The organism is Parvimonas sp. D9 (genome assembly GCF_035282565.1).
Classification (GTDB): domain Bacteria; phylum Bacillota; class Clostridia; order Tissierellales; family Peptoniphilaceae; genus Parvimonas; species Parvimonas micra.
In genome coordinates this window covers 38,040-63,998 of record NZ_JAYKBM010000005.1, presented here as the reverse complement: position 1 = coordinate 63,998, position 25,959 = coordinate 38,040, and the positions used below count along the sequence as shown (strand labels likewise).

At 27.9% G+C, this 25,959-nt stretch carries 24 protein-coding genes; 5 read left to right on the top strand and 19 right to left on the bottom strand.

Translation table 11 applies throughout. The annotated features are described in order from the left end of the window. Window position 1 precedes the first annotated feature (1 nt). Both VJI94_RS05880 and rplU read right to left on the bottom strand, forming a co-directional pair. Window positions 2-340, bottom strand: coding sequence for a ribosomal-processing cysteine protease Prp (locus tag VJI94_RS05880; protein WP_324008686.1), 339 nt, complete (start codon window positions 338-340; stop codon window positions 2-4). Then, a complete protein-coding gene (gene rplU, locus VJI94_RS05875; RefSeq protein WP_004832219.1) occupies window positions 340-651 on the bottom strand; it encodes a 50S ribosomal protein L21 in 312 nt (103 codons plus the stop codon). The genes VJI94_RS05880 and rplU overlap by 1 nt, the downstream gene beginning before the upstream one ends. A 230-nt stretch (window positions 652-881) precedes the next feature. Between rplU and VJI94_RS05870 the strand changes: the two genes are divergently transcribed. Further along, window positions 882-3,776 carry a transglycosylase domain-containing protein gene (locus tag VJI94_RS05870; RefSeq protein ID WP_324008685.1) on the top strand — a complete coding sequence of 965 codons (2,895 nt, stop codon included), beginning with the start codon at window positions 882-884 and terminating at the stop codon, window positions 3,774-3,776. A gap of 38 nt (window positions 3,777-3,814) precedes the next feature. On the opposite strand, the gene mnmA is transcribed toward VJI94_RS05870, so the two are convergent. From mnmA to VJI94_RS05840, 6 genes are all read right to left on the bottom strand, one after another. Then, the gene (gene mnmA / locus VJI94_RS05865) at window positions 3,815-4,891 is read right to left on the bottom strand and encodes a tRNA 2-thiouridine(34) synthase MnmA (RefSeq protein WP_324008684.1); all 1,077 of its coding nucleotides are present in this window, start codon (window positions 4,889-4,891) and stop codon (window positions 3,815-3,817) included. A 10-nt stretch (window positions 4,892-4,901) separates the two neighbouring features. After that, a complete protein-coding gene (locus VJI94_RS05860; protein WP_004832224.1) occupies window positions 4,902-5,732 on the bottom strand; it encodes a DegV family protein in 831 nt (276 codons plus the stop codon). Between the two features lies 1 nt (window position 5,733). Next, on the bottom strand, window positions 5,734-7,068 hold the full coding sequence (gene glmM / locus VJI94_RS05855; protein ID WP_324008683.1) for a phosphoglucosamine mutase: 1,335 nt from the start codon (window positions 7,066-7,068) through the stop codon (window positions 5,734-5,736). Between the two features lie 166 nt (window positions 7,069-7,234). Further along, window positions 7,235-8,506, bottom strand: a complete 1,272-nt coding sequence (locus VJI94_RS05850) for an MFS transporter (protein ID WP_324008682.1) — start codon at window positions 8,504-8,506, stop codon at window positions 7,235-7,237. A 9-nt stretch (window positions 8,507-8,515) separates the two neighbouring features. Further along, window positions 8,516-8,656 (bottom strand): hypothetical protein, encoded by a 141-nt coding sequence (locus VJI94_RS05845; protein WP_324008681.1) that lies wholly within the window; start codon window positions 8,654-8,656, stop codon window positions 8,516-8,518. Between the two features lie 39 nt (window positions 8,657-8,695). Then, window positions 8,696-9,280 (bottom strand): methyltransferase domain-containing protein, encoded by a 585-nt coding sequence (locus VJI94_RS05840; RefSeq protein ID WP_324008680.1) that lies wholly within the window; start codon window positions 9,278-9,280, stop codon window positions 8,696-8,698. A 182-nt stretch (window positions 9,281-9,462) separates the two neighbouring features. Between VJI94_RS05840 and VJI94_RS05835 the strand changes: the two genes are divergently transcribed. Beyond that, on the top strand, window positions 9,463-9,663 hold the full coding sequence (locus tag VJI94_RS05835) for a DUF1858 domain-containing protein (protein WP_029949258.1): 201 nt from the start codon (window positions 9,463-9,465) through the stop codon (window positions 9,661-9,663). 103 nt (window positions 9,664-9,766) lie between these two features. Here VJI94_RS05835 and VJI94_RS05830 read toward each other — a convergent pair whose 3' ends face one another. The 5 genes from VJI94_RS05830 to VJI94_RS05810 all read right to left on the bottom strand — a co-directional run bounded on the left by VJI94_RS05830 (window position 9,767) and on the right by VJI94_RS05810 (window position 17,087). Further along, entirely contained in the window at window positions 9,767-11,182 is a 1,416-nt protein-coding gene (locus VJI94_RS05830) for an aminoacyl-histidine dipeptidase (RefSeq protein ID WP_324008679.1), read from the bottom strand. A 9-nt stretch (window positions 11,183-11,191) separates the two neighbouring features. Beyond that, window positions 11,192-11,458 carry a glutaredoxin domain-containing protein gene (locus tag VJI94_RS05825; protein WP_041953623.1) on the bottom strand — a complete coding sequence of 89 codons (267 nt, stop codon included), beginning with the start codon at window positions 11,456-11,458 and terminating at the stop codon, window positions 11,192-11,194. 9 nt (window positions 11,459-11,467) lie between these two features. Beyond that, entirely contained in the window at window positions 11,468-12,859 is a 1,392-nt protein-coding gene (locus VJI94_RS05820) for a glycine--tRNA ligase (RefSeq protein ID WP_324008678.1), read from the bottom strand. Window positions 12,860-13,098: 239 nt separating this feature from the next. Then, complete coding sequence (locus VJI94_RS05815) at window positions 13,099-15,978, bottom strand: L,D-transpeptidase family protein (RefSeq protein WP_324008677.1); 2,880 nt, start codon at window positions 15,976-15,978, stop codon at window positions 13,099-13,101. A 209-nt stretch (window positions 15,979-16,187) separates the two neighbouring features. Continuing rightward, window positions 16,188-17,087: a YitT family protein gene (locus VJI94_RS05810; RefSeq protein WP_029949255.1), complete on the bottom strand. Its 900-nt coding sequence runs from the start codon at window positions 17,085-17,087 to the stop codon at window positions 16,188-16,190. Window positions 17,088-17,303: 216 nt separating this feature from the next. On the opposite strand from VJI94_RS05810, the gene VJI94_RS05805 reads away from it, so the two are divergent. Together VJI94_RS05805 and VJI94_RS05800 are read left to right on the top strand one after the other, a co-directional pair. Then, window positions 17,304-17,837 carry a hypothetical protein gene (locus tag VJI94_RS05805; RefSeq protein WP_004832241.1) on the top strand — a complete coding sequence of 178 codons (534 nt, stop codon included), beginning with the start codon at window positions 17,304-17,306 and terminating at the stop codon, window positions 17,835-17,837. Window positions 17,838-18,172: 335 nt separating this feature from the next. Then, a complete protein-coding gene (locus VJI94_RS05800; protein WP_009448557.1) occupies window positions 18,173-19,510 on the top strand; it encodes an aminopeptidase C in 1,338 nt (445 codons plus the stop codon). A gap of 130 nt (window positions 19,511-19,640) precedes the next feature. Here VJI94_RS05800 and VJI94_RS05795 read toward each other — a convergent pair whose 3' ends face one another. The 6 genes from VJI94_RS05795 to VJI94_RS05770 all read right to left on the bottom strand — a co-directional run bounded on the left by VJI94_RS05795 (window position 19,641) and on the right by VJI94_RS05770 (window position 25,307). Then, complete coding sequence (locus tag VJI94_RS05795) at window positions 19,641-20,024, bottom strand: RNA methyltransferase (RefSeq protein WP_324008731.1); 384 nt, start codon at window positions 20,022-20,024, stop codon at window positions 19,641-19,643. Between the two features lie 221 nt (window positions 20,025-20,245). After that, window positions 20,246-20,977 (bottom strand): hypothetical protein, encoded by a 732-nt coding sequence (locus tag VJI94_RS05790; protein ID WP_324008676.1) that lies wholly within the window; start codon window positions 20,975-20,977, stop codon window positions 20,246-20,248. 14 nt (window positions 20,978-20,991) lie between these two features. Continuing rightward, on the bottom strand, window positions 20,992-22,104 hold the full coding sequence (locus VJI94_RS05785) for a metallopeptidase TldD-related protein (RefSeq protein WP_004832248.1): 1,113 nt from the start codon (window positions 22,102-22,104) through the stop codon (window positions 20,992-20,994). A 5-nt stretch (window positions 22,105-22,109) separates the two neighbouring features. Next, window positions 22,110-22,892: an ABC transporter permease gene (locus VJI94_RS05780; protein ID WP_004832250.1), complete on the bottom strand. Its 783-nt coding sequence runs from the start codon at window positions 22,890-22,892 to the stop codon at window positions 22,110-22,112. Between the two features lie 10 nt (window positions 22,893-22,902). Continuing rightward, window positions 22,903-23,838 (bottom strand): ABC transporter ATP-binding protein, encoded by a 936-nt coding sequence (locus tag VJI94_RS05775; RefSeq protein ID WP_004832252.1) that lies wholly within the window; start codon window positions 23,836-23,838, stop codon window positions 22,903-22,905. A gap of 26 nt (window positions 23,839-23,864) precedes the next feature. Then, on the bottom strand, window positions 23,865-25,307 hold the full coding sequence (locus tag VJI94_RS05770) for a radical SAM/SPASM domain-containing protein (protein ID WP_029950728.1): 1,443 nt from the start codon (window positions 25,305-25,307) through the stop codon (window positions 23,865-23,867). Window positions 25,308-25,486: 179 nt separating this feature from the next. Between VJI94_RS05770 and VJI94_RS05765 the strand changes: the two genes are divergently transcribed. Beyond that, window positions 25,487-25,657, top strand: a complete 171-nt coding sequence (locus VJI94_RS05765) for a hypothetical protein (protein ID WP_324008675.1) — start codon at window positions 25,487-25,489, stop codon at window positions 25,655-25,657. The last annotated feature ends 302 nt before the right edge of the window (window positions 25,658-25,959 follow it).

The window sequence follows — 25,959 nt, the reverse complement described above, 5'->3', positions numbered from 1 at the left end:
TCTACACCTCCTTATAATAAATCTCAATATATTTATTATATACTTCTTTCAATGATATAATGCCAACTTCAAAAGTTTTTATTATCGTCTGAACATCTCTAATTTTAGTTTCATCAAATTTTTCAATATCTATCATCATCTTTAAATATCCGTCTCTTACTTCCAAATTCAAATCTTTAGAATCTATAGAACAAATCTTTTCAATAGAATTAGGTGTATTCATAGATAAAATAGATAATGATGCACAGAGAATATCATTCTCTTTACTAAAATCAGCATGTCCATCCATTTCAAATCCATAATATAAATCTTTTTTCTTAAAAATATAAATATTAGTCATTAAAATGCAATACTTTCAATCTTAACTTTTGTAAATGGTTGACGATGTCCTTTTTTCTTTCTATAATTTTTCTTAGCTTTGAACTTAAAAATTATGACTTTCTTTCCTCTTCCATGTCTTTCAACAGTTCCTTCAACCTTAGCTCCTTCAACTAACGGAGAACCAACTTTAATATCTCCATCTTTAGAAACTAAAAGAACTTTATCGAAAGATACTTTAGAACCTTCTTCAACATTTAATTTTTCAACAAAAATGCTTTGTCCTTCTTCAACTTGGTATTGTTTACCACCAGTTTCAATTATTGCGTACATAGTGCACCTCCTCATTCTTAAGTCTCGCCGAAATTAGGTGCTATGCTTTAAAAACCTAATCCGTGCGGTAACACAACAGGTAGTATATCATAAAACCAACAAAAAATCAAGATTTTTTAAAAAATTTTATATTATTTTAATTTTATGGTATAATAATTTATATTATTTTGAAAATAAGATAAAAGTAACTATATAAAAATCAAAATGATTATTCTTTGAGGAGGTTTTTTATGTCAGAGAAAAAAATAAAAAATAGACAACTTAAAAATAAAAATAATAAAAAAAGTTTTCTAAGACCGATTTTAAAAATTTTAAGTATTACTATATTGACAATTCTTATGCTTGGTGCCGGAATTACCGGAATTTTTGCAACCGCATTTGTAGATGTTATGAAAGACGCTCCGGTTGTTGATACATCAAATATAAATGAACTTATGATTCAATCATCAAAAATATTAGATAGAGATGGAAATATGGTTGAAAAAATAGAAAATTTAGAAAATAGAACTATAATAAAATTAAAAGATGTTCCTGAACATTTAATAAATGCCTTTATTTCTATTGAGGATGAGAGATTTTATTCACATAAGGGAGTTGATCCTATTGGGATAGCAAAAAGTCTTTTTGATACAGCAAGAGGTAGGCTTAGAGGTGGTTCAACTATTGCTCAACAATTGGCAAGGAACCTATATCTTTCAAATGAAAAGAAAATAGAAAGAAAGCTAAAAGAGGCATACCTTGCAATAAAAATTACGGACAGTATAAAAAGAGAAGGTGTTCTTGAGGCATATTTAAATAGAGTTTTTTTAGGTCAACATTCCTATGGAGTTCAATCAGCAAGTCAAGGATATTTTTCTAAAGATGTAAAAGATTTGACTATTGCAGAGTCTGCACTTCTTGCAGCTATTGTCCAAAGTCCTTCAAATTATTCTCTATATAAGACTATAAAACCAGAAAATGTAAATGATGAATCTTCTGTTATAAAAGATTTGAATATCAATGGTCAAGTTTACAAAGCTGTATATAATCCTAGAGTTTTAGATAGACAAAAATATGTTTTGAAAAAAATGTATCAACTTAAAAAAATAACTAAAGAAGAATACGAAAATGCATTAAATGAAGATGTATTTGCAGCTATAAAACCTAATAAAGGATTTGAAAGAGAAGTTTCAACTTATTTTACTGAATATGTAAAATATCAAGTAGCTGAAAAATTAATGAAGAAGTATAATTATACAAAAGACGAAGCCTGGAATAAAATTTATAATGGTGGACTTACTATTCACTCAACAATGAATCAAACTATTCAGAAAAATATAGAAAAACTCTATAGTGATTTTGCTAATGTTATGAAAGCTCCAAAGAGAGGCAATCCGGCATTTGCATCTTTTAAAAGAGATAGATCAAATAATATAACGGATGCAAAAGGAAAGACTATACTATACAAAAAATCTAATATTTTAGACGAAGATAATAATATTATAATTCCAAAAGGAGAGTTTTCTATAAATGAAGATAAATCATTAGAAATAAAAAGCTCCAGAGTTTCAATATTTCAAAATGTATTATCTATAGCAAGTTTTTATACAGTTAATAATCAAAATAATCTAGTTACTCATGGAATTGGAAACTTTCAAATTCCTGAAGAAAATCTAACTGTCGAAAATGAAAAAACTTTTAAAATTTCTGCAAGTTTCTTCGAAACTTATAAAGATTTTTACAGTATAAAGGAAAATGGAAGTTTAGCTTTAAATTCAAAATATTTCCAAATAGATGAGCAAGGTGTCGTTCAACCTCAATCATCTTCTGTTGTAATTGACCATACTAACGGAGAATTAATTGCAATAATTGGAGGTAGAGAAACAACAGGTCATCCTTTAAATAGGGCTTATAGAATTCCAAGACAACCGGGTTCTACAATGAAACCTTTAGGTGTTTATACTCCTGCACTGGATAATGGATATACCGCAGCTACCGGTATAGAAGATGCTCCACATTATAATGACAAACACGAACTTTGGCCAAAAAACTGGTACAATGGATATCGAGGTTTACAAACACTAAGAGAAAGTATCGTTCAATCTATAAATGTTAATGCAGTTAAAACACTAGAAAAAATCGGTCTTGAAAAATCAAAAGAATATTTAAAAAGATTTGGTTTAATAAATGAAGAAAATGAGTTAGATGATACTTATGTTTCAAGATCAGAAAATGTAGATTATAATGATGAAAACTTATCAAGTATGGCTTTAGGTGGTATGACAAGAGGTATGACCAACTTAAAAATGACAGCAGCTTATGCTGCGATAGCAAATGATGGAAAATACCGTGAACCTATTTCATTTACAAAAGTAGTAGATTCAACAGGAAAAGTTATTTTAGAACCGGATCAAAAACAAAGAGAAGTTACTTCTAAAGAGAATGCTTTTATTATGAGAGATATTTTAAAAGGTGTACCAAATGTTATGGCTCCCGGAGCAAAACACCCAACAATAGAAGTTGCAGGTAAAACAGGTACAACAAGTGATATTAGAGACTCTTGGTTTATTGGATTTACACCATATTATACAATTGGAACCTGGATTGGATTTGATAATCAAAATATAGAACTTAATAAAAATGATTCTATGGCTGCTACTCTTTGGGGAAAAGTCAATAAAATAGTTCTAGAAGGAAAACCGGCTAAGAAATTCGATCCGCCATCTGAAAATATAATACAAAAATATGTTTCAATTAGATCCGGATTATTATTACCGTCAGGATCGGGAGGCGGAATATATGAATACTTTGTAAAAGGTACTGAGCCTACAAAATATGAACAATTATATTTTATATATTACAAAATTGATAAAAGAAATGGAAAATTGGCAAATACTTCAACAGCACAACAATATATAGAAAATAAAAAATTTTATATAAAACCAAGTGCTTATAAAGAAGGAAAAACCAATTATGCGCCTGGAGATTTTATCACTCCACCTCCTACAGAAGTATCTGAAATAATAGATAATGACAATTCACAAAATCCAACGCAAGATAATAATTCAAATAATAATCCAAATACAAATAACAACAATAACAATAACAATAATAACGGAAATACCAATGACAACAATAATGAATAAAATAATTCACAAAAAAGAGTTGCAATCGCAACTCTTTTTTAGTATACTTCATCGATTATTCCGCCACCTATTACAATATCATCCAAATAAAATACAGCTGATTGTCCTTTGTTCGGGGCTCTTACTTGTTTTTCAAATTCTACAAATAACTCATTATTTTTATAGAATAATAATCCTTTAGTTTCATTTTGACCATGTCTTACTTTTACACTAACTTCCAAAGGCTTTTCTAAAGTATCAAAAGGTATAAAATTTTCTTCCCTTATTTTTATTTTATCTTTATATAGTGCATCTTCATCCGATAATGTTACAGTATTATTTATTGCATTTATCTTAGATACAAATACTCTTTTACCCAATGCAATTCCAAGACCTTTTCTTTGACCAACAGTATAATAGACTATGCCATTATGCTTTCCTAGTTTATTTCCCCTTTCATCAATAAAGTATCCTTCTTTAATCAATTCAGGATTTCTTTGTCTAATAAAAAGACCATGATCTCTATTTTGAACAAAACAAATTTCTTCACTATCTTTTTTTGAATAAGTCAAAATATTTTCATCTTTAGCAATTTGTCTTACTTCTTCCTTTTCTAAATCTGCAAGTGGAAATAAAGTCTTTGATAAAACTTCTTGACTTGTATTGTACAAAAAATAAGTTTGATCTTTTTTAGAGTCTTTAGCTCTTTTTAATAAGTATCTATTATAATTTTTATCAAATTCAACTTTTGCATAATGTCCAGTAGAAATAAAATCAGCCTTTAGAGGCTTTATTTTTTCTACAAAGCTATTAAATTTAATGTATTTATTACAAGCAACACAAGGATTCGGAGTGTAACCAAGAGAGTACTCTCTTACAAAATTTTCAATTACTTTTCTATCAAATTCTTCCCTAAAGCTCATTGTATAATGCTTTACTCCCATAGCTTCAGCAACAATTTTTGCATCCATAACAGAGGATAAAGAACAACAGCCTTTTTCTTCATCATAAAGATGTCCTTTAGGTACTAAATTCATAGTAACTCCAATTACTTCATAACCTTCTTCCAATAACAAATGGCAGGCAACACAACTGTCGACCCCGCCACTCATTCCTAAAATAACTCTTTTATTCAAAATTACCTCACTAATAACTGATAATTATTCCACCCTCATTTTCGTAAGTAGAAGATAATCCTCTTGCAGAAACAATCAAAATATCCTTAAAATTGTATCTTTCAACTATTTTATTCTTTATTTCTTTTGCTCTTTCCAAACAATTACAATGAGTTATTACCAATATTTTTTCTTCAATATTTGAACTATTTTCAGCTATTGCATCAATTAATTCACTATATGCTTTTTTTAAACCTCTAACTTTCTTATAAATATCTATTTCACCATTAACACCTTGCATAACAGGCTTTATAGAAAAAGCAGAAGCAATCATAGCTTTTAATTTAGAAATTCTTCCATTTTTTATTAAATTATCAAGACTTTCCAAAACAAAAAATATATTCATTTCTGAAATGTATTTTGTTACATTATCAACAATTTCTTGAAACGTCATTTTTTTATCTATACATTCTTGAATTTTCAACGCAACTAAAGTTTCTCCAGAGGCAGCAGACTTAGTATCAAAAACATGAATTAATCTTTCTCCCTTTTCAAGTACCATTGTCTTTGCTAAACATGCATTAGAATATGTTGCACTTAATTTCCCAGATAAAGTTACACAAAAAACTTCTTTCGCTTCTTCAAACTTATCCATAAAAAGTTTAGGAGATGGTGCAGCTGTTTTTATAGAACTTGCATTTCTCATCGCTTCTATATATTTATCTACATCTAAATTTTCATCATCTAAATAATCAACATCATCTAGTTGTAATGTCAAAGGAACTAATTCGATATCTAGTTTGCTTTTCATCTCCTCTGTTAAATCACAACAACTATCAGCAACTATCAATCTATCTTTCATACTATCCTAACCTCTCTTCAATAAATTTGGCAAGTTTTTTAGCTTCTACTTCCAATTCTTCTTGATTTTCTCCTTCAATCATAACTCTAACTAAAGGCTCTGTTCCGGAAGGTCTTATCAAAACTCTTCCATTTCCTGAAAATTTTTCTTCAATTTTATTTATTTCAGCTACTATTTCTTTATCTTGTGAATAAGCATTCCTATTTTCAAGCTTAACTTTTGCATTTACTAAAACTTGTGGATATGAAACCATAAGCTCATTAAAATAAGACAATTTATTTATACTACTTGCAACTAATTCACAAATCTTAAGAGCTGTAAAAGTTCCATCGCCGGTTGTACTGTCATTTAAGAAAATCACATGTCCGGATTGTTCAGCTCCTAAAATATAATTATGCTCAAGCATTTGTTCAAGGACAAATCTGTCACCAACTTTTGCAGCAACAAAATCAACATCTATTGAGTCTAAATATTTTTTTAGTCCAATATTACTCATAACAGTTCCTACAACAGCATTATTTGTAAGTTCATCTTTTTCTTTATATGACTTAGCCATAGCAGCTAGAATATGATCTCCATCCATAATATTTCCTTTTTCATCAACAGCTAAACATCTATCAGCATCTCCATCAAAAGAAAATCCCATATCAACATCATTTTCCAAAACAGCTTTTCTTATTACTTCCATATTAGTACTACCACAATTTAAGTTAATATTCTTTCCATCAGGAGCAGTATTTAAAGAAATAACTTCCATTCCTAGCTCTTCAAATAACTTTCTTGCAATTTTATAGCTTGCTCCATTTCCAAAGTCTACAGCTATTTTTAAGTTTGAAAAATCAGCATCCACTCTTGATTTCAAATAATCCGCATAGATAGAAACAGCTTCTTTTTCTTCTGTAAAAATACCCTCTTGAATTTCTCCAAAATCAAAATTTTCATCATCTAAAATATTTTCAACTTTATATTCAATTTCATCTGAAAGTTTGAAGCCATCTTCGTTAAAAATCTTAATTCCATTATATTTAAAAGGATTATGAGAAGCAGAAATAACAGCTCCTCCAACCGCTTTAAAATACTTGATTAAATGAGCAACTGTAGGTGTTGGAGCAATTCCTATACTAACTACATTAAAACCCATTTCTAATAAACCTTTAGCTAAACTATTCTCAAGATTTTTTCCACTTTCTCTAGTATCTCTACCTATTATAAATAATTTTTCCTCTTTATCTTTTAGAATATACCCAACAGATTTCCCAAGTTTATAAGCCAGCCTATCAGTTAAATTTTCTCCATAGACTCCTCTCACTCCATCTGTTCCAAAATAATTACCCATCTTTTCTCCTGTTTAATTTTATAAATTTATTCGTAATTACATACATAATCACAATAATTATATCATAAAATTTTAAAAAAATCATTATTTGTAACAAAAAAACAATGTATCATTGTCAATCATTCTTACCCTCAAATTTAGTTAATACAAAAATACATTATATTTTTTAAATATCTTCTTTTATTTTAAATTGTGCCATTAATATACTTACTAATGTTATTCCAACTACAATTAGGTAAATTGATTTATTTTGTTCAAAGCCCAAAAGTCCATTTGGTATTAACTTTGAAATCCAAAGATAAACTCTGTCTCCAAAATATACTCCCATAGCGAAAAATAATTGAAATATTCCCATACTCACATTTCTATCTTCCTTTTCAAAATATTGCATAGCCATTGAAATCAAACAAGTATAAGCAATTCCATATCCAAAACCGTTAAATACATATCCCAAAAATGCAGGAAGATAAGAGTTAGTTAATAAAATTATTATATAAAAAACTAAATTTGAACCCAGTCCTAAAACTAAAGTTTTTTCAATTCCAATTTTATTTGCAAAATAAGTTCCTGCGAGTACACTTGCAATAAGTTGCGGAAAAGCAAACAAAACATCAATATATGCCAAAAAAATCGGAGGCATATTTAAATTAACTTTCGCGTATGCAATCATATTTGCACCCGATGTTGAAAACTTTATGAATGAAACTAAAATTGCAATCAAACAAATGTATAAATATCCTTTAAATTCAAAAACTTTTTTAACTTTTTCAAAGCTAAATCTCTTTGCAGAATAAGAAACATCTCTGACAAAAAAAGTCAAAACAAATGCTACAATTGAAATGCTCGCAGAAAGTGCCCAAAGCAATTTAAAATTCTTATATGTACCATAAGTTGATAAATACTGTATAGGAGCTGCTATAAATTCTGCAAGAAGCGGTGCTATTGATAAAATAGATGCTGAAATTGCAGCTTTTTCTTTAGAAAAAGTCTCTGAAAATAAAACATTAAACACCGCAAGCATCGAAGCACATATTCCCATAGCTATTGATGAAAAATAAAGAGTATTATAACTTGGCTTTAAAACTACCATCAGTGATGCCAATGTCAAAACAAAAAGTGCAATCTGTATAAATATTTTTTTCCTATTAAAAATATCGCTCAATATAAAAATAGGCAATCTTATAAAACAACTTATAAGCCCGTATGCTGAAGTTATCTGCGCAGCTAAAATAACTGAAAAGCCAAGCCCTCCTTCTTCCATAGGACTTATAGCATAGAGTTTTCTATATGCTCTAACTACAGTTATTCCACTCCAAAAAAGTACAAATAACCAAAATATTAATTTTTGATTTTTATCTAAATCATATTTTTTTGAAATAAAAAATATAATTATAAAAGTTAAAATAATCATAAAGATTGATGAATAAAGTTTATACATTTTTCTCTCCTAATTTTTCGGCTTGAAGCCTAAAATTTTACCACGTCTTATATACTTCTTTAAATCTAATTTATGTCCCCATTTTGCAAGATATTCGTCAGTCAAATCCTCTTCGATTATTGTATAAAGTTCAAATCCGACTTTTTTCAAAATGTTCTTTAACTTCTCCGAAGTTATTGAACCGGCAACTCAAGTAGCATGCAAAATAGGATCATCTTGTACCCAATCAGGCAATTCGTTAAATTGAACAATATCTGAAATTGAAATTCTTCCACCAGGTTTTAGAACTCTAAAAATTTCAGAATAAACTTTCTCTTTATCTTCACATAAATTTATTACACAATTTGAAATCACACAGTCAACTGTATCATTATCTACTTTTAAATCGTCTATATCAGACACTCTAAAATCTGTATTTAAAAATCCCTTTTTCCCTCTTATATAATTTGCCCTTTCAACCATCTCTGAAAGTCTATCAACACCAATCACAAGTCCTTCCTTCCCAACGATTTTACAGGCTTTAAAAACATCCATTCCTTTGCCACAGCCTAAATCTAAGACTATTTCTCCGGATTTTAAATTTGCATTTTCAATTGGATTTCCACAACCTAAACCTAGATTTGCTTCATTATCCAAGTCTTCTAAAGTGTATCCTAAACTTAGAGCAATTTTCTTTTCAATTTCCCTACTATCTTCACTTTCACTTAATCTATCTTTTAAAGCGATATTTTTATATAAATTATCTATCACTTTTTTATTGTCACAACATTTCATAATTATCCTCCATATAACCTAATTATTTTATCACAAAATATAATAATAGTCTAATCTTGCATTTTATATTTACCACAATATAATTACAACTTAACAATCCAAATTTTTACCGACAAATACATCTTGATTTTTTTCTCAATTACTTGTATTATATGGGTATAAGATATTTAGGAGGTGCAGTTATGGAAATAACAAAAGATATGTTAATTGGGGATATTATTCAAATCCATCCTGATGCAGTTGAAATTCTATTTAATTTTGGACTTTCTTGTGTTGGTTGTCCTGCAAGTCAAATGGAGACTCTCGAAGAAGCTACTATGGTTCATGGACTTAATTTAGATTTACTTCTTGATGTCTTAAATGAAAATAACACTTCAGTTTAGAACGAATACCTCACCTTTCACAGAAGTGTTCGGTGAGCAGTACATAAAAAAATCACGAGCTAATTAATAACTCGTGATTTTTTATGTTTACTACAGATTTTAATTAAAGACTTTTTAATAATTCTTTTACAAATTCAAAAGTTCTTTGTGTTGAGAGAATATTCAATCTTTCAGCAGGACTATGAACATCTTTCATTGTAGGTCCTATTGATATCATTTCCATATCAGGGAATGTATCAACGAAAACAGCCGGTTCTAAAGCTGCGTGAACAACTTCCACTTTCATTTCTTTCCCTGTCAACTTCTTATAAACTTCCAATGCAGTATCTCTCAACTTTGAAACTTTTGCAAATTCCCATGGTTTATAATAATCTTCTAAAGTATATCTAACACCATTTTCTTCATAAACTTTTTTTACCATATCTGTATATTTTTCAAAAGTTTTAGAGTTTGAACTTCTGAGTGAAACAGTAAATTTAACAAAATTTCCATCAAATTTTATTATTGCGAAATTGTCTGAACATTCAACTATTGAAGGATATTCTTCCATCATTGAGTATACTCCATGAGGAATATTTCTAACTACATTTTCTATTTTTTCTTGGCAACCCTTACATAAAACTTCTTTTACATTTTCTACTTTTTCTATGGAAACTCTCATATCTTTATCAAGAGGATATTCGCTAATTAATCTAGAAAAATCAATATTAAATTCATCAGCATTACTTGTAAAAATAACTTTTGCATCTCTAGGAATAGCATTATGTTTAGTTCCGCCTTCAATACTAACCAATCTATAATCAGCAATTTCTTTTATCATATCCATTGCTCTTAGAGCAAATTTCAAAGAATTTCCTCTTTGTTGATGAATTTCCATTCCGGAGTGACCTCCAAGCATATTATTTACAAATAAAACAAAAGTATTTTTCATATCACTTTTTTCATATTTAACCTTCAAAGTTCCTACAATATTGTGTCCACCTGAACAGCCTGACAAAAGCACTCCTTCTTCTTCGGCATCAATATTTAAAAGTTTTCTTCCATTTAAAAGCTCTCTCTTTACAGCTCTTGCTCCTGCCATTGTTCTCTCTTCATCAGTAGTTACTAACAATTCAAGCGCAGGATGTTTAGCTTCTTTATCTTCTAAAATAGCAAGTCCCATTGCAACTGCAATTCCATCATCTGCTCCTAGAGTTGTTCCTTTAGTCTTAACCCAATCACCATCAACAATAACAGGAATTGGATCAACTAGAAAATTATGTTCAACTCCGTCAGCCTTTTCTGCAACCATATCCATATGCCCCTGAATAACAATAGGTTCATGATTTTCATAACCTTTATATGCAGGTTTTCTAATAACAATATTGTTACTTTCATCTTGAATTGTTTCTAATCCCAATGATTTTCCAACACTGTATAAATAATCGCTGACTGCCTTTTCATTTCCTGATTCTCTTGGAATCTTTGTAAGCTCTTCAAAATAATAAAAAACTCTTTCAGGTTTTAAATTTTCTAACATAATTGCCTCCTATTTATTATATTCATCAAATTCTTCTATGCTGAAAAGTATTTTTTCCCCATCATTTATTACCATTGCAGGAATTCCTATTGAGCCTTTTTCTTTTGCAAAATCAAATGCAGAATTTTCTCTAAATTTTAAAAATTTTTTAAGATTTGCTAAATTTTCAGTAATGTCTAAATACAAATACTTAACTCCTCTTTCATCAAGTGCCTCTTTCATAACTATACAATCAGGGCACATACTTGAACCAAAAACAACTTTTTTCTTAATCATAATTACCTCCTAAAATTCTAAAGATTTTTCAATGAAATCTTTTAATTCCGAAATCTTAATTCTTTCTTGTTCCATTGTATCTCTAAATCTTACAGTTACACATTCATCTTCCAAAGTATCAAAATCGACAGTTATACAGAATGGAGTTCCAATTTCATCTTGTCTTCTGTATCTTTTTCCAATACTTCCTGAAACATCTGTATCTATCATAAAATATTTTGAAAGTTCATCATAAATCTCATCAGATTTTTCTGACAATTTTTTAGTAAGTGGTAAAATTGCAGCCTTAAATGGAGCCAAAGCGGGATGAAGTTTTAAAACAGTTCTAACATCTCCTTCTCCTATTTCTTCCTCATCATAAGCATTACATAGAAAAGCTAATGCAACTCTATCAGCGCCAAGTGAAGGTTCAATACAATATGGAACATATTTTTCATTTGTAACAGGGTCAATATATCTTAAATCTTCTCCGGAAACTTCAATATGTCTTGATAAGTCATAATCTGTTCTATCTGCAATTCCCCAAAGTTCTCCCCAACCAAATGGGAATAAAAATTCTATATCACAAGTAGCTTTACTGTAAAAACTCAATTCTTCTTTTTCATGGTCTCTAAGTCTTAAAGTTTCTTCATTCATTCCTAAAGATAATAACCAATTAAAAGAATAGTTTTTCCAATAGTCATACCATTCTAAATCTTCTCCAGGTTTACAGAAAAATTCCAATTCCATTTGTTCAAATTCACGAGTTCTAAAAGTAAAATTACCAGGAGTAATTTCATTTCTAAAAGATTTACCAACTTGTGCAATTCCAAAAGGAACTTTTTTTCTTGAAGTTCTGGCAATGTTTTTAAAATTAACAAAAATACCTTGTGCAGTTTCCGGCCTTAAGTAAATTTCAGATTTACTGTCTTCAGTTACACCTTGAAAAGTTTTAAACATAAGATTGAATCTTCTAATACCAGTAAAATTTTGTTTTTTACAATTTGGACAACAAATATTTTTTTCTTTCATTAGTTCTTCAACTTTTTCATTTTCCCAACCGTCAACATTTATATCCCCAAGATTATTTTCAAAATAAAAATCTTCAATGAGTTTATCAGCTCTAAAACGAGATTTACATTCTTTACAGTCAATTAAAGGATCACTAAAACTTCCAACATGACCTGAAGCAACCCAAACTTCCGGATTCATCAAAATTGCACTGTCAAGACCAACATTATATTTAGATTGTTGAACAAATTTTTGCCACCAAGCTTTTTTTACATTATTTTTAAATTCAACACCTAAAGGACCATAATCCCAAGTGTTAGCAAGTCCTCCGTAAATTTCTGACCCTGGATATATTATTCCCCTACTTTTACATAAAGAAACAATTTTTTCCATACTCTTTTCTGATTTCATAATATTCCTCCTAAAAATAAATAAACAAAAAGGCCATATCGTAAGGGACGATATGACCGTGGTTCCACCCTAATTATGTTAAAAACATCACTCTAAAAAAATTACTCCCGATTTCCCCATAATACAAAAATGTAATTTTTCACCAAACAATCACTCTCTAAAAATTTTGTACTATTTTTTATCGTTCAACGTAAATATTAACAATCTAATTTTAACATATTTAGATTTTAAAATCAATACTAATAAACTATAACTCTCATTCCAACATAAGAATTATTATAAATAGATCCCATTAATCCAGGATGAACATTTACGCAACCATGTGATCCTCCCCATCTATAGTAATTACTATTAGAGAAAGCAGAATATGGTTGCCAATTTGCGTCGTGAATTCCATATCCGCCATGGAATGGCATCCAATATTGAACCCATGAAGCATATCCCGGACCTCTTAATATTCTTGAATATTCTTTTGAAAGTATTCTAAAATTTCCTGTTACAGTAGGACTTGAAGGTTTCCCACTTACAATACCGATTTTAGAAATTATTCTTCCATCTCTAACAAGCCATAATTTTTGATCACTTAAACTTATAACGATAAAATCGCCATTTACATGACAACTTCTTCCGGAATTTTTAACTCTCCAAACACCATCTGTAACATACCAATCAGAATCTGCTAAATCTACTTCTTCTCCATCTAAATAAGATTTTCCGCCGTAAAATCCATTTGCATACTTTCCATCAACAAAATATTTTTCTCCATTTTCATCTGTTGCATATCCTGTATGTTTTTTACCATTTTGGAAAAAATACCAATCATCTCCATCATCGTACCAACCATTTGCCGGATATTTATCTCCACTGTAAAAAATTCCGTTTATATAAGTATTGCCATCTGACTCTAAACCTTCCTTATATAATTTTCCGCCATATCTTCCATTAGCATATTTACCATTTACAAAATATCTCTGTCCATTTTCATCTGTTGCATATCCTGTATGTTTTTTACCTCCTTGAAAGAAATACCAATCATCTCCATCATCATACCAACCATTTGCAATTTTACCTGCTCCATAAAAAATGCCGTTTATATAAGTATGTGCATATTTCCCACCTATAAAATACATTTCTCCGTTGCCATCTACGGCTTTCCCTGTATATTTTTTGCCATCTTTGAAGAAATACCAATCATCTCCATCATCATACCAACCATTTGCAGGTCTTATATTTCCATCGTAAAAAATTCCGTTTACATAAGTATTTCCATTTGATTCTAAACCATTTTTATATAATTTCCCGTTATATATTCCGTTGGCATATTTTCCTTTTACAAAATATCTCTTTCCATTTGCATCTACACCAAATCCGGTAAATTTTTTACCATCTTTGAAGAAATACCAGTCAGTTCCATCATCACACCACCAGTTGGCAATTTTACCTTCGCTATAAAAGATTCCATCTATATAAGTATTTGCATATTTTCCTTTTACAAAATACATTTCGCCATTGCCATCTACAGCTTTTCCGGTATATTTTTTACCGTCCTTAAAGAAATACCATGTATCTCCATCATCATACCAGCCATTTGCAGGTCTTATATTTCCATCGTAAAAAATGCCATTTACATATGTTCTACCTTTTGATTCTATTCCATTTTTGTATAACTTACCACCATATATTCCGTTAGCATATTTCCCATCTACAAAATATCTTTTTCCATTTGCATCTATACCATAGCCATTATGTTTTTTACCATTTTGAAAAAAATACCACGCATTCCCGTCGTCACACCACCAGTTGGCAATTTTACCTTTACTATAGAAGATTCCATCTATATAAGTATTTGCATATTTTCCTTTTATAAAATACATTTCGCCGTTACCATCTACAGCTTTTCCAGTATATTTTTTGCCGTCTTTGAAGAAATACCAATCGCTTCCGTCATCACACCACCAGTTGGCAATTTTACCTTCACTATAAAAGATTCCATCTATATAAGCATTTGCATATTTTCCTTTTACAAAATACATCTCGCCGTTACCATCTACGGCTTTTCCGGTATATTTTTTGCCGTCTTTGAAGAAATACCATGCATCTCCATCATCGTACCATCCATCTGCCGGACTTATATTTTCGTCGTAAAAAATGCCATTTACATATATTCTGCCTTTTGATTCTATTCCATCTTTATATAACTTACCGCCATATATTCCGTTGGCATATTTTCCATCTACAAAATATCTTTTTCCATTTGCATCTATGCCATAGCCATTGTGTTTCTTCCCATTTTGGAAAAAATACCACGCTTCACCATCATTGAACCACCAATTGGCAATTTTTCCTTCGCTATAAAAAATTTCATCTACATAAGCATTTGCATATTTTCCACTTATAAAATATCTTTTTCCATTTGCATCTATACCATATCCGTTATGTTTTTTACCATTTTGGAAAAAATACCAATCTTTTCCATCATCACACCACCAGTTAGCGATTTTACCATCTTTATAAAAAACTCCATCTATATAAGTATTTGCATATTTTCCTTTTACAAAGTACATTTCGCCGTTTTCGTCTTTGGCTTTTCCGGTATATTTTTTACCATCTCTAAAGAAATACCAGTCTTTCCCGTCGTCATACCAACCATTTACCGGTTTTCCTTTACTATAAAAAATACCACCTACATAGCCATTAGCATATTTTCCATTTACAAAATATCTCTTTCCATTTCCATCTACACCATAACCATTATGTTTTTTACCGTTTTGGAAAAAATACCAATTACTCCCATCATCATACCAGCCATTTGCCGGCTTGCCATCAGAACCGTAAAAAATTTCACCTACGTAAGCATTTGTTGAAATATCTCCATTTTTATATAGAGTTCCATTATAAACTCCATTAGCATATTTCCCATTTACAAAATACTTATTTTGATATTCTCCTGTAAATTTTTTACTATTTTGGAAAAAATATCTTTCATTTCCTTCTTCTTTCCAACCGTTAAAGCTTTCTGCAACAACAATACTTTTGTCTGTATACTTATTAAAAATTAATACATTAATCATAAGTAAAGATAAAATTAAAAAAGTTGTTGATAAAAATTTCTTTTTCATAAACCCTCCTTCACAAAACTTAAAATAAATAATTTAAAACTATAAAATTCATATACACATTCATTGTAAATCCAATTAAATTTTAATCAAATTACTACAATTAAAGTATATATCATTTTTCATAAAAAGTCAATCAAATACAGATGTCTAAACCTCATTATTTTCACAAAAAAACTGTTATGATTTCACTCTTCATAACAGTTTTAAAATTACATTTTTCTAGTTTTATTTTTTTCTTTTAATACTTTTTTATTCTCTTCAGTAAGATAACTGAATCCTTCTCCTGAAACTTCACTCACTGTCGCAACATTTACAAATGCATTGTTATCAAATTCTTTTATAAAAGTCATAAGCTTTATATACTCCGGTCTTGTTAGGATTGTTTCTATCATAACTCTTTCACTTTTATTAAAACCGCCTTTTACTTCATAAAGTGTACTTCCTCTAACTATTACATTAAGTATATAGTCATTAATTCCTTCCCATTTTCTTGAGTTGATATAAACTTTAATTCTAGTCTTATATCCTGTAAGAACTTTATCTATAACCACTGCATTAAATAAAATACCTACTATTGCATACATTGCGGCGTTAATTCCATAAGCAAAATAACCCATAACTACAACCGAAAAATCCGCAATAAAAACTCCTACACTTATATCTACATGTATATATTCATTTAAAATTTTTCCTACAATATCAGTTCCTCCTGTTGATGCATTTTGATTCAACGTCAAAGCTATCCCAATTGCAGTAACTCCAACTCCAACAATCATACTCATAAAAGGTGTATCAACTAAAGGTTTAATATTCGGAAACATTTTTTCAAACCCGATAAGTGAAACGGACACGACAATAGTAGCATATATACTCAGTCCACCAAATTCTGCACCTATTAGCAAGAACGCCAAGATAAATAAAATAATATTTATTCCAAGTTGGAATACCCCTACAGATATTTCCGGAAAAAATTTTGAAAGTGCTATTGAAAGTCCTGCTGTTCCTCCGATTGTCAAATTATATGGCACCATAAAAAAATAAACACCCGCAGAAACCACAATAGATGCTAATGTCGTAATCACAACTTTTTTTAACGTATTAGAATTCATATTCTCCCCTCCTATAACTTACCGTACAAGTATAACAAAACTTTTTAAAATTTACAACAACTAAATTACATAAGTATTGATTTTTTTATAAAAAAAGTTTACAATTACTTTATACTATATTTTTACATTGTGAATTAAAATTTTTAATGTAATATATGGTAATAAAAAATTTTACAAATTTTATTGTAAATTATCAAAATATTATCGGAGGCTTATATGATTAAACAAATTGAATTAAATTTAGAAACAATTGAATCCATGTTATATTTATGGACTGCTTTGGCAGAAAAAGAAAAAGTTGCCGAAAGCTTTTTTGTTGATGTGGCTAAACAATATCCTCTAAAAGCTATAATGAACAAAGATTTTAATGAAGAGTCAGTAAGAAAAGTTTTATCCGCTATTCAAAACAGAGAATTACTTTCCGGAGCTAGTAAGGAAGAAAAAAGATTTTGGAATAACAATATGTGGATGATGGAAGATCTTGAACTTCCAAAACTTATGGCAAAACCTATAAAAGTTTTGAATGTAAACCATCTTATTGATGAATTGAATAAAGAATTTCCAAATAACGATAAAGAAATTTTAAAAGTATATATCGCTCCTCTACATATGGATGATTACTATATAGTTGACGGAAATTTAATTATCAACTTCTTTAGAATAATGTTACCGGATGGAGAAAATGCATTCATTGACGGACAACCTATTGACGAATATATCCATGATAAATTAAAAGAAGTTCTAAAATAATACTTAAATATTAAAAATCAAATTTTTAAATTCAGCAATTAAGGTTGGGGATAACAATCCTCAGCCTTTTAATTTGTAAAAATAAAAAATTATACTTACTTAAAAATATCTAAATACAAAAACAGTTGCAACCTAAAAAGATATATTTAATAACATTAATTTTAATATTTAATTTACAAAAAGTAAGGTATATTGATAAATTTTAAAAATCCAATATATAAATTCTCAAGATTTTTATCGTTTTTGATATTTATTATCTTTCATTTTTTGTGATTTTATGTTACAATGTATTTGTGAGATTACTCACAAAAAATTTTTTGAGGAGAGTGATACAAATGGCATTGACAAATGAAGTTCTTAAGTCATTTAAAGAAAGATTTAATTCTTGTAAAACAAATAAGGTTGTAGCTGCAAGTGTTTCAAAAGTCGGTATAAATGAAGCATCTACAAATCATGAAGTCTATAAGAGACACGATTTTCAATTTTCCGATATTACAAAAAAAGGTGAAATAACAAACCAAAAATCAAGTGGTAGATGTTGGATGTTCTCTGCATTAAATGTTGCCAGAGTTTCTACTATGGAAAAATTAAACTTAAAGACTATGGAATATTCTCAAACATATACTCTATTTTGGGATAAACTTGAAAAAGCAAACTTCTTTTTAGAAAGTATAATTGAAACGTTAGACGAAAAAACAGATTCAAGAGTTGTTTCTCACCTTTTGACTGCTCCTGTGCAAGATGGCGGTCAATGGGATATGTTTAAAGGTCTTTTAGAAAAATATGGTGTTGTTCCTAAAGGAATCATGCCTGAAACATTCCACTCTTCAAACACAAGAGATATGGAAGCAATACTAACTAAATATCTTAGAAAAGCTGCTTGTGATATGAGAAGACTTCATAAAGCAGGCAAATCTTTAAAAGAAATTGAAGATTTAAAAAATGAAACTCTTTACGCAGTTTACAATATTTTAACTAAATGTTTAGGAGAAGTTCCTGAAACTTTTACCTATGAATACAGAGATAAAGACGAAAAATTCCACAGAATATCAAATATTACTCCTAAAGAATTTTTCGACAAGTATGTTGGTTGGAATTTAAAAGATAAAGTAAGCTTAATCAATGCTCCAACCGATGACAAACCTTACGGAAAAGTTTACACTGTAAAATTCTTAGGAACAATTAAAGAAGCAGACAAAATAAAATACGTAAATGTTCCTATAGAAGTATTGAAAGAAAGTGCTATAAAATCAATTAAAGCCGGAGAACCTGTATGGTTTGGTTGTGATGTAATTAAGTTTTTGGAAAAACAAAAAGGAATTATGGACTTAGATATGTTCATATATGATGACATATTCCCTACTTTAGAAAACTTTACAAAAGCTGAAAGACTTGATTATCATGAAAGTGTATTAACTCATGCAATGGTATTTACAGGAGTAAATCTTGATGAAAATGGAAAACCATTAGAATGGCAAGTTGAAAACTCTTGGGGAGATACAGTTGGAGATAAAGGTATTTTTTCAATGTCTGATGAATGGTTCGACGAATACAACTATGAAGTAATGGTTGACAAAAAATACGTTGATGAAAAATGGTTAAAAGCTCTTGACGAAGAAATTGTAGAACTTGAACCATGGGATCCATTTGGTGCATTGGCAAGATTAAAATAATTTAAAAATTGTACAAAAAAATATATATAGTACAAAAAAAGGAAGTGCTCAAAAACACTTCCTTTTATTGTGAAACAACAAGATTTTCAGGTACACACCCAATGCGAAGAATCGTAAAAGGGTGATGTTCTTATCCTTTAAATATTTTATACATTATTAATGCTGCCGCTATTGAAACATTTAAAGACTCCATAGAATTATCCATATCTATTTTCAAATGTTCATTAGAAATATTGAGCATCTCTTCAGAAACTCCATTAGCTTCATTTCCCATAACTACAATATTTTTTCCTTCGAAATTAAATTCTTCTAAAAATTTTGAATTTTCATTTAAAGTTGTAGAAATTAATCTATATCCATCTTTTTGTAATTCTTTTATTTTTTCAATTTCAGAGTCTACAATATTTGTTCTAAACATTGCGCCCATAGTTGCTCTTAAAACTTTTGAATTATATTTATCAACACAATTTATAGTCAATATATCCTTAATCCCAAAAGCATTTGCCGTTCTGATTATTGTTCCAAAATTTCCGGGATCACTTACATTTTCAAGACAAATTATATTTTTAGAAGAAATTTTTTTCTCTTCAATATAATTTACAATGGTTATAACCCCTTCAGAATTTGTTAGTTCTGTTAGTACTTGAAATAATTTTTTAAAAAGAAAGAGCTGTAAATACTAATAGAATATAATTCTGTTAAAAAATAGAAAGATAAACTTTTACTTTTACTTCTTTAATTTTTATTTCCTATGGCAATTATATTATAATCATATTTTGAATAATCTATGTTGTTTTTTTCTAAAAAATTTATAATCTTATCTATAATAGTTTTACAATCTTGCAATAGAATAGTTATATTTGGAATTTTAAATAAAATATCTTTTATTATATTTATTACAATATCATCACTATATAATTTTAAGACATTATTTATTATTATATGTGTTACATTTGTTTTTTTAGAAAAATCAATATCAGCAAAATTAATATTAAAATATTTTATTATATTATTGTCTGTAGAAAAATATTTATTTATATATATAATATTTTTGTCTATCTCATATACCTCATAACTATTTATATTAGTAGTAAAATCACAAAGATATAAAGCTAAATCTATTAACCCCGCTCCTATTTCAATTACATGTACTCTATCAAATTTACAATTAAATATGATGTTTTTATACGTATTATAAATATATTTATATTGACTGGAATATTCAAATAAGTTAGAATGCATTAATTCAGGTATAAAATAAGATGAAACATTCATAGTTGCAATTTCTATAATTTCTTTATTTATTTTAAATTTATTTTCTTTCATTAGATTTAAATAATTGTATACAAAATGTCCTTTTTCTGCAAAAAATCTGTAATAAAAAATATCTCTATCAATATTTTTTATTAAGCTACTTATTCTATCATCTAAAATTTTCTCTGTCATTAAATTATCAAAAAATTCCATTTTTCCACCTTTATTTAGTTATTATAAATCCAAGAACAAGAAGATGCCCCAACATCTATTAATTGTCTATTTTTCTGACATACAATCGGATAAATTTCATTATTATTAAAATTTGGACTTATATTTTTATAAAATTTGTCCAAGTTTATTTCCAACTTAATAGGACTTAAATTACATATATAATCTTTATCTTTTTTTAAATATGCACTAGTAGTATTTATTAATAATTGTTTTTTAGTGTGATTAAGATAACATTTATCTAGCTTACTAATCTCTATATAAAATCCACTGATATTCTTATTATAAGAAGTTGTTGTAATAATCAAATTAGACATTCTGGGAATTAATTTTTCATAATGAAACTCTCTTCTAAGCGATCTGTTGACACCATTATTATTTAAATCTCCCCCTATAAGTTTACCAGTAAACACTCCATCTTTTAGTATAATTATCTTTTTAGCAGAAAACCCAGCGTCATCAACTATATATGATCCTACACAATTTTTAATCAAAGGATTGTCTGAAATAGAAATAGGTAATTTACATATTTCAGTTAGATAAACATCATATCTTCTAAATATAAAATTATCTATTTCAAAAATATGTCCAAAACACTCATGTGATATAATAGAAGCTGATTGATTAGAAAATAAAATTGGAAATTTTTTTAAATACTTTTCACTTTTTTCATTGGGAAGATTGCTAATCTCTCTATAAAACTCAAAAAAAGATTTAATTCTCTCTTTAGAAATATTATCTTGAATATATAACAGTGAATTTCCATTTTTTTTAATTTCTAACTTAGAAAATGAATTCTTATAAAATAATAATTCTTTTTCACTTTTAAATTCATTATATTTACTAATAAATTCTAAATTAAGTTCATAATCTTCTGTGTTGAAATTCTTTAAAGAATCTATTAAATTTTTTTTATTTTTATTTGAATCAATAAAAATATACTCAATTTGTTCTTTCGTATAATTATCAACATTTTTATTTTTTAAATTTTCATATAAAAAGTTATCATGATTTATTACATTCGCTAAAGAAACTTTATTTGATTCTAATTTAAGTTTACCTTTAAATATTTTATATATCTCATTTTTTTTATAATATGTATGGTACATAAAAATTAGCTTCTCCAATCCATCTTAGTTTCAATTAAAATAATGGATATTAAACTTAACATAAACAATATGAGTATAGACCTTATATCATATATACCTTTACAACTATCTCTCAATGCAGAAGCAACATATGTGGTGGGAATAAATCTAGAAATATAAAACATAAAATTTGGCATCTTTGACACAGGTATAAATACAGGTGCACAAAAAACAAATATAGGTTGAATAACCTGAGTTATAATACTGGCTTGCGATGCGTCTCTAGCATATAATCCAATAAAACCACCTATTGCTGATAGTGATAATCCAGAAAACAAAACAACTAAAATCAATGATAAATGAATATTTATTGGTATATCTAAAAAATATTTTCCTACAATAAAAATTACAAACATTGACGGAAGTGTTAAAATTGTAGTCCTTACAATATATGCAAATATCAACTGTATTTTTCTCACTTTAAGAGTAATATAATAATCAAATCCTCTAACTTGCTTTAATATACCTAATTCTTGCCCTAATGTAAGCATTGTTCCTGTAGTTAAAGACATCACCATATTACCTGTTAATAAATAGTATCTAGAACTTTGAGAGCTGTCTCCTGTAATATAGTATAATAATAATAACAAAGTTAATGGAGTTATTAAAACTATTAGTAATGTCCACAACCAGTCAATTCTTAAAATCATTAACTCACATTTTATAAGATAGAACTGTTTATATAATTCCATTAATTTGCCATTTTTGATATTATTATTATTTTTATATAATTTTTCTAAAATATCCATTTCAATACTCCTATTTTGAAATAAAGTTTTCTATGTATACACTTTCCAATGATGGTGATACAATATCTATATTTCCCATATGATCCTTTAAATCGCTATTAATTAATTCTATAAATTTATTATTAATATTTTCTCTATTTGTATGTATTTCATAAATTTCTTCAGAAACTCTAACTATATTAAATTTTTTAATTATGCTATCTTCTATAATGTAATTATAAGGATAATAAAATTTTATTATGTAGTTATCACTATAATCATTGATTATTTTTTGAGGAATATCTTCAAGAATACACTTACCATCTCTTAAAATAACAACTCTATCAACTACATTTTCTGCTTCATGTATATTATGAGTAACAAGTAGAAAAGATATTCCTAACTTTATTTTTAATTCTTTTATCATATTCCAAAGAAGTATTCTTTTTTTAGGGTCTAAGTCATTTGTTGGCTCATCTAATATCATAAGCGGTTTAAATCCAATTAATGTTGATATAAAACCTATAATTCTACGTTCTCCTCCACTCAAACTTTCCATTAAATTATTTTTAATATTTGATATACCAAAATAATCAAAAAAATATTCTGCTTGAAACATAGCATCGTTTTTTTTTAATCCTCTATAAATTCCGGTACAAGCCACAAATTCTTCAGCTTTTAAAGCCCTATGACCATACATAACTTGATTTAATGAAGCTATACAATCACGTATTTTTTTGTTGTTTTTTGTAACATCTACTCCTTCAAGAATTATTTTTCCCTTATCCGGTTTTAATATACCTGTGATTTGTCTAACAAGAGTTGTTTTTCCAGACCCATTTGGACCAAACAAGCCTAAAATTTCTCCTCTATTAATATAAAAAGATATATTGTCATTTGCTATATTATTACTATCTATATAAGATTTTGTTACTCCTTTCACGATTAATAATTTATTATTTTCCATGATATATAATTCTCCATTTATTGATACTATATTTTCCTATATGTAGCAAATTTATCTATTAAATTCTCTGGAAATATCCCTTTATCATACATTAGTTGACATGGTGAATATGGTCCATATATATCATTATACATAGCATAAGCGTCTGCTCTACAAGCACCTCCACAATATGGAAGTTCTTTACATATAGAACATACTCCCTTTATTTTATCTAACATCTCAATTTTATTAATTGAAATTTTATTAAGTTTATTCAATATATCATCTAAATTATCATTAAGTATATTCCCTAAAATATAATCTGAAAATCCAACTTCTGCAAAATCAGAACAAACAAAAACATCTCCATTAGGTCTAACACTAAACGAATTAGTACCCCTTCTACATCTAAATCTTTTTCCCTTTATCTTTTTTATTGAATTATCCTCAACCAACGAAGGAGCTGTACTCACTATAATTTTATATCCATATTTATTAGAATTTACTGTGCTTTTTACAAATTCTATCATTTTTATAACTTCCTCAATATCAAGAAACATTTTCTTATTAGTTTTTGCATTTTCAATATTAATTACAGTAGGTGTTATAGCTAACATATTTACTCTTAATTTTTCACACAAGTCAAACATACTTCCATTATACAAATCATATATATTTTGTTTATTTAAAACCATTGCTACATTAACAACTATTCCACTATCTGTTAGTTTTTTTATATTTTTAGTAACAACATCGAAAGAATTTTCTATAAGTCTCTGATATTTTTGAGTAATACTATTGCTTCCATCCAAACTTACTTGTACAATAACATTATTAAATTTTCTAATTTCTTCAATAAAATTATCATCAATTAAATATCCGTTAGTCAACAAATGTATATTTAATTTTTTATCATTTATATAATTTAATATCGGAGTTAACTCTTTATATAAAAGAGGTTCACCACCAGTTACAACTACAGAAGTTAATCCTTGATTACAAAGCTTATCTATAATACGCTTCCACAACAAAAAATTCATAGTAAAACCATCACTATTATTTTTTATAAAACAATGTCTACATCTGAAATTACACTTAGTAGTTAAAACCATATCTATTTGTGTAATTACAGTTGTATTTAGATCTTTTGAAATATCAACTTCTGTTTTAATATCAAATTTATCTTCTAACAAATTATTTAAATTAGAATGATTAATAGTTATAAGATTATTTCCTAAAAAATCTGTTAATATTTTTAATATTTTTGACTCTAAATCATCTGTAATAGACGAATCAAAATATTTTTCAATTTTTAAAAGTAATTTTTCATATGTAATTCCATTATAAATTTGATCCCAAACAAACATAGCAGATTTATTTAATATAAATCCAGGTTCTATTACAGCTAACTCAATTCCTTTATCTGTAATAAATTTCCTATATTGTATATTATTTTTATTTATTACAGAATTATTTTCTAAATGTATCATACACACAACACCTCCTCATTCGAAATTTTATCATTTTTTTTATACAAAGTCAATATATATATATTGGAACTAAATTTGACTTTATTATAAAGCTATGATAAAATTAACTTGGATGAGGATTATATACTAAATTTTTATATAATCATTAATCTAAATATATTATCAAGGAGGAATAAAATATGAATACACCAAAATTCGAATCAAAAGAAAACAAACTTATCAAAAAAATTGATAGTCTATCTCTTGAAGATCAAAAGAACATTTCTATAGATGAATTTAATCCTGAAATGTATTCATGTGAAGCAGATGGCTCATGCTCTAATGGACATATACATATCGACCCAATTTAAAAATAAAGGTATTGTTATTATACAATATATGACTGATGACAAAGGTGTCTATGAGCAATCATTGGCACCTTTTTAGTGAATAAAAGAGTAAAATGTAGAATAATAATATAAAAGGATATGTTGAAAATGCTACATTAGAATACTGAAAATAGAGTAAATCAAGCAAAAACACTACAGATAAAGAAATCAGATTATTCCTTAAGGGGAGAACATAAAAATTTTTTTGCATATAGTGTACAAACAAGTTGTGATAAAAACGGCTGGGTATTAGCTTGTAGAAGTTATGCAAGGAATTTATATGA

Coding starts and splice junctions, on each gene's coding strand:
- VJI94_RS05870 (WP_324008685.1), top strand. CDS start 882: ATGTCAGAGAAAAAAATAAAAAATAGACAACTTAAAAATAAAAATAAT.
- VJI94_RS05785 (WP_004832248.1), bottom strand. CDS start 22,104: ATGTACCATACATATTATAAAAAAAATGAGATATATAAAATATTTAAA.
- rplU (WP_004832219.1), bottom strand. CDS start 651: ATGTACGCAATAATTGAAACTGGTGGTAAACAATACCAAGTTGAAGAA.
- VJI94_RS05860 (WP_004832224.1), bottom strand. CDS start 5,732: ATGAAAGATAGATTGATAGTTGCTGATAGTTGTTGTGATTTAACAGAG.
- VJI94_RS05830 (WP_324008679.1), bottom strand. CDS start 11,182: ATGTTAGAAAATTTAAAACCTGAAAGAGTTTTTTATTATTTTGAAGAG.
- VJI94_RS05790 (WP_324008676.1), bottom strand. CDS start 20,977: ATGGAATTTTTTGATAATTTAATGACAGAGAAAATTTTAGATGATAGA.
- VJI94_RS05800 (WP_009448557.1), top strand. CDS start 18,173: ATGGCATTGACAAATGAAGTTCTTAAGTCATTTAAAGAAAGATTTAAT.
- VJI94_RS05805 (WP_004832241.1), top strand. CDS start 17,304: ATGATTAAACAAATTGAATTAAATTTAGAAACAATTGAATCCATGTTA.
- VJI94_RS05820 (WP_324008678.1), bottom strand. CDS start 12,859: ATGAAATCAGAAAAGAGTATGGAAAAAATTGTTTCTTTATGTAAAAGT.
- VJI94_RS05810 (WP_029949255.1), bottom strand. CDS start 17,087: ATGAATTCTAATACGTTAAAAAAAGTTGTGATTACGACATTAGCATCT.
- VJI94_RS05775 (WP_004832252.1), bottom strand. CDS start 23,838: ATGGAAAATAATAAATTATTAATCGTGAAAGGAGTAACAAAATCTTAT.
- VJI94_RS05835 (WP_029949258.1), top strand. CDS start 9,463: ATGGAAATAACAAAAGATATGTTAATTGGGGATATTATTCAAATCCAT.
- VJI94_RS05770 (WP_029950728.1), bottom strand. CDS start 25,307: ATGATACATTTAGAAAATAATTCTGTAATAAATAAAAATAATATACAA.
- glmM (WP_324008683.1), bottom strand. CDS start 7,068: ATGGGTAATTATTTTGGAACAGATGGAGTGAGAGGAGTCTATGGAGAA.
- VJI94_RS05780 (WP_004832250.1), bottom strand. CDS start 22,892: ATGGATATTTTAGAAAAATTATATAAAAATAATAATAATATCAAAAAT.
- VJI94_RS05825 (WP_041953623.1), bottom strand. CDS start 11,458: ATGATTAAGAAAAAAGTTGTTTTTGGTTCAAGTATGTGCCCTGATTGT.
- VJI94_RS05815 (WP_324008677.1), bottom strand. CDS start 15,978: ATGAAAAAGAAATTTTTATCAACAACTTTTTTAATTTTATCTTTACTT.
- VJI94_RS05840 (WP_324008680.1), bottom strand. CDS start 9,280: ATGAAATGTTGTGACAATAAAAAAGTGATAGATAATTTATATAAAAAT.
- VJI94_RS05850 (WP_324008682.1), bottom strand. CDS start 8,506: ATGTATAAACTTTATTCATCAATCTTTATGATTATTTTAACTTTTATA.
- VJI94_RS05765 (WP_324008675.1), top strand. CDS start 25,487: ATGAATACACCAAAATTCGAATCAAAAGAAAACAAACTTATCAAAAAA.
- VJI94_RS05880 (WP_324008686.1), bottom strand. CDS start 340: ATGACTAATATTTATATTTTTAAGAAAAAAGATTTATATTATGGATTT.